The sequence below is a fragment of the Methylobacterium trifolii genome (assembly GCF_022179685.1).
GTDB classification, from domain to species: domain Bacteria; phylum Pseudomonadota; class Alphaproteobacteria; order Rhizobiales; family Beijerinckiaceae; genus Methylobacterium; species Methylobacterium trifolii.
Window position 1 is genome coordinate 26,818 of sequence record NZ_BPRB01000209.1, and the last position, 6,439, is coordinate 33,256.

Annotated in this window: 6 protein-coding genes; 1 reads left to right on the forward strand and 5 read right to left on the reverse strand. The window is 67.2% G+C overall.

Features of this window, described 5'->3' with window-relative positions; genetic code table 11:
- Window positions 1-54: 54 nt before the first annotated feature.
- Window positions 55-1,020, forward strand: a complete 966-nt coding sequence (locus COGEMETH_RS18050; protein ID WP_238183988.1) for a GlxA family transcriptional regulator — start codon at window positions 55-57, stop codon at window positions 1,018-1,020.
- Between the two features lie 145 nt (window positions 1,021-1,165).
- On the opposite strand, the gene COGEMETH_RS18055 is transcribed toward COGEMETH_RS18050, so the two are convergent.
- The 5 genes from COGEMETH_RS18055 to COGEMETH_RS18075 all read right to left on the reverse strand — a co-directional run bounded on the left by COGEMETH_RS18055 (window position 1,166) and on the right by COGEMETH_RS18075 (window position 6,387).
- Window positions 1,166-1,984 (reverse strand): IS5 family transposase, encoded by an 819-nt coding sequence (locus tag COGEMETH_RS18055; protein ID WP_238183989.1) that lies wholly within the window; start codon window positions 1,982-1,984, stop codon window positions 1,166-1,168.
- A gap of 103 nt (window positions 1,985-2,087) precedes the next feature.
- Window positions 2,088-3,110, reverse strand: coding sequence for a SphA family protein (locus tag COGEMETH_RS18060; protein WP_238183990.1), 1,023 nt, complete (start codon window positions 3,108-3,110; stop codon window positions 2,088-2,090).
- 265 nt (window positions 3,111-3,375) lie between these two features.
- Entirely contained in the window at window positions 3,376-3,636 is a 261-nt protein-coding gene (locus COGEMETH_RS18065) for a hypothetical protein (protein WP_238183991.1), read from the reverse strand.
- Window positions 3,637-3,751: 115 nt separating this feature from the next.
- Entirely contained in the window at window positions 3,752-5,392 is a 1,641-nt protein-coding gene (locus tag COGEMETH_RS18070) for an arylsulfatase (protein WP_238183994.1), read from the reverse strand.
- 71 nt (window positions 5,393-5,463) lie between these two features.
- Window positions 5,464-6,387: a formylglycine-generating enzyme family protein gene (locus COGEMETH_RS18075; protein ID WP_238183992.1), complete on the reverse strand. Its 924-nt coding sequence runs from the start codon at window positions 6,385-6,387 to the stop codon at window positions 5,464-5,466.
- Between the last annotated feature and the right edge of the window lie 52 nt (window positions 6,388-6,439).

Sequence of the window (6,439 nt, forward strand, 5' to 3'; positions counted from 1 at the left end):
TCTTTTAACGACGATTTCTGCCATCAGGCGTACACCATCAGCCACGGAGCCTGCATGGCCCCCCGATCCGTCGGCGTCCTCGCCCTCCCCGGCGTGCAGCTTCTCGACGTGGCCGGACCGCTCGACGTCTTCGCGGAGGCGAACGCACAGAGTGGTCGGGACATCTACGCCCTCGCCGTCGTCGGAACGGAACCGGGCCACATCACCACGTCGTCCGGGCGTAGCTTGGTCGCGGATCTTATCGCGCCCGATGCAGCGCCGGCGGATTTCGACACCCTCCTCGTCGCCGGCGCTCCACGGATCCAGGAGTTGGAGGTTCGGCCCGAACTCCTGACATGGCTGAGCCGAGCGGCGACACGCTGCCGGCGCTACGGCTCGGTCTGCAGCGGAGCCTTCCTCCTCGGCCGGGCCGGCCTCCTGGACGGCCGCCGGGTCACGACGCACTGGGCCGTCGCGGAGGCCCTGGCGGAGCGATATCCCGAAGCTATCGTCGAACCGGACGCGATCTGCCTGTTCGACGGTCCGCTGCGGACCGCGGCGGGGGTCACGGCCGGGCTCGATCTCGCCCTTGCGATCGTGGAGGAGGACCTGGGGGCCGAGACCGCCCGCCGGGTCGCGGCCCAGCTCGTCATGTTCTTCAAGCGCGGCGGCGGCCAGATGCAGTTCAGCCGTCGCGGTGTCAGTGCCCCGGTCGGTCGGTCGGCCCTTCAGGAGGTCCAACGGTGGGTAGCCTCCCGTCCGGCGGAGGATCACGGCGTCGACCGCCTCGCTGAAAGGGCGGGGATGAGCCCACGTCATTTCGCGCGTCTGTTCCGGACCGAGACGGGTCTGACGCCAGCCGCCTACGTCGAGAACGTGCGCATCGAGGCCGTCCGCCGCCTGCTCGAGATAGAGGACGCCGCGCTGAAACAGGTGGCTGGTGCCTGCGGCTTTCGTGACGCTGACACGCTTCGGCGCGCGTTCGTTCGTCGGGTCGGGACCACTCCAGCCGAATACCGGCGCCGACATGGGCAGGCCTGATACGCCCGGCGGCGTTCAACGGAGTCGCAAGCCGGCATCTGTAGCTGCCAATTCGCAAACCATGCTCGATCCACCGCCGCGGCGGGAGAAACGTGCCGCGACCGGAAACGCGGAAAAATGGATGTCTGCTTCCGACTCGAGTGTTTTATGAACTTATCATAAGTTTTTCGACTTGTCTGAGCATGAGGCAGACGAAGGCGACCATATGCGATCCTGCGCGTGTGGTCGCATAGCCTTCGTAATCCTTGACCAGGCGTCGGCACCGTGTGGCCCAGGCGAACGAGCGCTCCATGCCCCAACGCCGAGGCAGCAGCACGAAACCGCGCTTGGCCTCGGGAGCCTTGACCACTTCCAGCGTGATCCCGGGGGCTTTTGCCGCCTCGGCCGCCCTGTCGCCGGTGTAGCCCTGGTCGACGAAGCCCGTCTCCACGCTGGCATCCGTCTCCGCCTGAACCTCGGCTGCCAATCGGCCCACTTCGCCGCGGTCGCCGGCATCGGCCGGCGTGACCTGCAGCGCCACCATGTGGCCGGACGTGTCCACGGCCAGATGCACCTTCGAACCCTTCTTGCGCGTGGCTCCGTCATAACCCGCCCGCTCGCCGCTCTCGGGCGACGAGCGTAGCGTTCGACTGTTCAGGATCACCGCCGACGGCTCCGGTTCCCGATCCCCCGCCATCCGCAGCGCCGCCCGCAGGTCCCCGGCCACCTCGGCAAAACACTCCGCCGCCAGCCAGCGCTGCGTCTGCTGGTAGGCCGCTGCCCATGGCGGCAGGTCGTGCGGCATGAACCGCCAGGGTGCGCCCGTCTTCACGATGTAGCGCAGACCGTCGAACACCTCGCGCAGGTCGTGGTCTCGCTGGCCCGAACTCTCCCGAAGCAGCGCCAGGTACGGGGCCACCCGAGCCCACTCTTCAGCAGAGACGTCGGACGGATAGGCGGCGCGGTCGAGGCTCTTGGCAGCCAAGGCAAAATCCGCCCGGCAAGTTCATAACACGCTCTAAGATCCGGAGGGCGGCAGGCTGGGGCCTCGAACGGCCCCGGCCCGTTTCCTGCCCGAAAGTATCCGATCAGAACTTGGCGATGACCGGCGCGACCGCGGCCACGGCTTTCGGGGGCGCTACCCAGAGAGGCGCCGAGATCGCGAGGTAGGTCGCGGTGCCCTCGAACCGGTTGGTGACGTCGAACTCGCGCAGCACCCGCACGTTCGTGGAGACCGGGATCTCACCGACCTTGAACGTGTAGCCGATCTGGCCGCCCAACGCCGTGACCCGTCCCTTGAAGGGACCGATCCTGTCGCCCCGGCCGCTATCCCCCGTGACCTGGTCGTAGAAGTACCCGACGATGCCGACCGAGAGCTGCTGGCTCAGGTACTTCGAGGCCGACCATTCGAGGTGGAACTCGGTGCCCGTGCGGTACTGGGTCGCCGGGTTGATCCAGTTGAAGGTGATGCCCGGCACCACCGAGAGCTCGTAGCCGAGGACCGGATCGAGGTAGGTGAGCGCCGCGCTGAGGTCGAGCGCCGGCCGGTTGAGCGAGATGTTGGACAACTGTCCGTTCTCGTAGGAGCCGGACGGGACGACGCCGAGGACCGTGGTGCTCCAGTGGACGTTGCCGGAATGCCAGCCCACGAACGAGGCGAGGTAGATGTCGCCGACGTTGAAGATCGCGTCCCGTTCGCGACCGGAGACGAGGCGGTCGATCCGCGGCGACGAGAGGACGGCGCCGGCGCTGACGTTGGGCGTCCCGAACGGGATGGTGACCGAGAATCCGAGGTTGCCGCCGAAGATCTCGGCTGGCGTCACCCAGACCGGCGTCGCGAAGTTCGCGCTGACGTCGAGCTTCACGTTGGCCGCGACGACGCCGCCGCTCTGGAAGCTGCGGTTGCCGCCGAGGTTGCCTTGATAGAAGTAGGTCTCGTTCTCGAAGTAGAACCCCGGTGGCGGCGTTACGCCTGCCAGCGGGCCTCGGTTGCCCAGAAGGTAGACGCCTTGCGCACCTTCGGCCGCCTCGACCTTTCGGGGCGACGACAAACACGTCGCAGCAAGCACGGCGACGGCCAGAACGCGTGTCGGACGGCTGAGGTCGAGCATCACGCCCTCCGTTGAGGGCAGCCAAAGCTGCGCCCTCGAATGCAGTATGTTCATCCCAGGACTGGCGTATCAATCCGCAATCCGAGAACGATAGACCAATAAACTATGATGTTACATAAATACAATCTAGGATGATTAGTCTATCAAGGGCCGAAGACAGCCGCCGAGAATTTGATTGACGTAGTTTCTCCGGCGGATCGCCCTCGATCATCGCGACATCCGCCACGATTGATCGCCGCCGCACGACGTCCGGGGCCCCTCGACGTCAGCGGTGGTGATGACGGTGCATCGGCTGGACGTGGTGCCGGCCGGCGTGATGATGATGGTGCCGCATCAGGTGGTGCTGGTGCATATGGCCATGGCCCATCGCGTGACCGTGTCGGTGCATCGGCAGCGCGCGAATGGCAATGACGTCTCCCGGCGCGGTCGCCATCACTGGCTGCCCCGGTGCTGCCGAGCAGGGGAGTGCCCCCGACATGGCTCCGAGCATCGCCATGCCGGCAATGCCGGCGCTGAACCTGTTCATGACGATTCCTCCTACATCGAACGTGGGCTCTCGCCGTCACGCATCGTTGGCGGGGTGCCGGCCGCGACGGGTCGTGGCCGGGTCTCTCAGGCGGCACGAAGCCCGGTTCGGGCCTTCACTTGCCCATCGCCGACCGGGCCGCCACGATCTTGGCCCTCACAGCGTCGAGGTTGAAGCTCGCCCCCTTCTGCATGGGCGGGAACTCGATCGCCGTCATGGCGAGCTTCTCGACCTCCTGCTGGACGAAGACGAAGCGCCAGAACTCGTACAGGAACCAGCTCATGTAGTTCTGCGAGCCCTCCTTGGTCTGGTTGTTCGGCCAGCCCGTCCGCTCGAAGGGGTCGAGCCGCAGGTTCGTCACGTAGGGCACGTCGGGTTTCGTCTTCTCGCCGAGCCATCCGCCGGGTTGGTCGATGAAACGGTACTTGAAGTCCCCGACCCTGACGGCGCCCAGCTCGCTCTCGCCGAAGTACCAGATCTCGTTGCGGTTCGACGGTCCCTTGCCGGTGATCATGTCCATCTGGTTGTAGCCGTCGAGATGGACCTTGTAGGTCTGCTCGCCGATGGGCTTGCCGGCCTTCAGCTCCTCGGCGACGTTCGCGTTGCCCGCGGCCGCGACCAACGTCGGGAACCAGTCGAGACCGGAGATGATCCCGTTCTCGACCTTTCCGGCCGGCACCTTGCCGGGCCAGCGGATCATCGCAGGGGCGCGGAAGCCGCCTTCCATGATCGTGCCCTTGGATTGCGCGAAGGGGGTTTGGCCGCCATCCGGCCAGGTGAAGACCTCGGTGCCGTTGTCGGTGGTGAAGACCACGATGGTGTTGTCGTCGATGCCGAGGTCCTTCAATTTCTTCATCACCGAGCCGACGTCGTCGTCGAGCTGCGCCATGCCGGCTTCCTGGATGCTCCAGCCGTTCTTGGAATTGCGCATCGCCTGATACTTCGGCGACAGGTGCGTGGTGACGTGCATCCGGGTCGGATTGAGCCAGACGAAGAACGGCTTGCCGTCGGCCTTGGCTTTGTCGATGAAGCCGAGCGCCAGATCGCGGATCTCGTCGTCGACCGTCTCCATCCGCTTCGGATAGAGCGTCCCGGCGTCCTCGATCCGCTGCTTGCCGACCTTGCCCCAGCGTGGGTCGTCGGTGGCGTCGTCCGTAGTGGTCGCCCAGGAATGGACCATGTTGCGCGGGCCCACCCGGTCGAGAAGCTCCTGCGGGTAGGCAGGGTGGGCCGGGTCCTCCATCGCGTCGAGGTGGTAGAGGTAGCCGAAGAACTCGTCGAAGCCGTGGACGGTGGGCAGGAACTCGTTCTTGTCGCCGAGGTGGTTCTTGCCGAACTGGCCGGTGGCGTAGCCCATCCCCTTGAGGGCGGTGGCGATGGTCACGGCCTGCGCCGGGAGGCCTGTCGGCGCGCCGGCCTGGCCGACGGTGGTCATGCCGGTGCGGATCGGGAGCTCGCCGGTGATGAAGGCGGCACGTCCCGCCGTGCAGCTCGCCTCGGCGTAGTAGTCGGTGAACAGCATCCCCTCCGCGGCGACCTTGTCGAGGTTGGGCGTACGTCCCGCCATCATGCCGCGGTGGTAGGCGCCGATGTTCCAGATGCCGATGTCGTCGCCCATGATGACCACGATGTTCGGCCTCTGTCCCGACGGGGCCGTCGACGGCTGGGCCGTGGCCGGCGTGATCCGGGCGGAGGCCACGAGTCCGGCCGTCGCGAGCAGCGAGGTGCCGCTGAGAAGCATGTTGCGGCGGCTCATGACCCCTTGGTTGCCCTCGTCCCCGGTCGCAGGGCCGTCGCCCGTCCGGCCGTCGCTCGTCCCGTCGCGTGTCATGTCCGGTTTCCTTCTCTGGTGACGCATCGGAAGCCGACATGGCTCATCGACGTGTCGACGGGCTGCGCGTGCCGCGCCGCCGGCCGGTAGCGGCGGCAGTAGTTGGGCGCGCAGAGATGCGATCCGCCCTTCACCACCTTGCGTGGGATCCGGGTGCGAGGCTGGCTCGCATCCAGGCTGTCCTCCTGCCGGCCTCCCCGCGGGTTCCGCGGGATGCAGCAGGATTTCTGCGCGGCGGCTCCGACGCCTGCGGCGAACCAGTCGGTGGTCCACTCCCAGACGTTGCCGATCATGTCGGACAGGCCGTAGCCGTTCGGCGGGTAGGCCCCGACCGGGGTCGTCCGCTTCCATGGCCCGGATTCGGTGTTCAGGTGGGGGAAGTCCCCCTGCCACGTGTTGGCCATGGCGCGCCCCTCAGGGGCCATCTCGTCGCCCCAGGCGAACTCCGCGCCGTCGAGGCCGCCACGGGCCGCGAACTCCCACTCGGCCTCGGTCGGGAGACCCTTGCCGGCCCATTCGGCGTAGGCCTCCGCGTCGCGGAACGCGACATGGACGACGGGGTGGTCTCCGATGCCCTCGATCGAGCTGCCGGCTCCGTATGGGCGCCGCCAGTTCGCCCCGCGCAGGAACGTCCACCACCGACCGATGTCCCGCAGGTCGGGGGCCTCGCGCGGAGGCGTGAAGACCAGCGAACCGGCATAGAGCATGTGCGGCTGCGCGCCGGGGTAATCCCGCGGATCAGGCGGAATCTCGGCAACGGTGCGGTGGCCGGTGGCCGCCACGAACGCCGCGAATTGGGCGTTCGTCACCGGCGTGGCGTCGATCCTGAAATCGTCGAGCGCGACGCGGCGGGTCGGAGCCTCCTCCGGGTAATGGCGGTCCGATCCCATCCGGAACGTCGCGCCGGAGATGCTCCGCATCCCATCGTGGCCGTCGCGACCCCGAGCCCTTCAGGGGTCGCGACGGCCACGA

Coding starts and splice junctions, on each gene's coding strand:
- COGEMETH_RS18050 (WP_238183988.1), top strand. CDS start 55: ATGGCCCCCCGATCCGTCGGCGTCCTCGCCCTCCCCGGCGTGCAGCTT.
- COGEMETH_RS18075 (WP_238183992.1), bottom strand. CDS start 6,387: ATGCGGAGCATCTCCGGCGCGACGTTCCGGATGGGATCGGACCGCCAT.
- COGEMETH_RS18060 (WP_238183990.1), bottom strand. CDS start 3,110: ATGCTCGACCTCAGCCGTCCGACACGCGTTCTGGCCGTCGCCGTGCTT.
- COGEMETH_RS18070 (WP_238183994.1), bottom strand. CDS start 5,392: ATGAGCCGCCGCAACATGCTTCTCAGCGGCACCTCGCTGCTCGCGACG.
- COGEMETH_RS18065 (WP_238183991.1), bottom strand. CDS start 3,636: ATGAACAGGTTCAGCGCCGGCATTGCCGGCATGGCGATGCTCGGAGCC.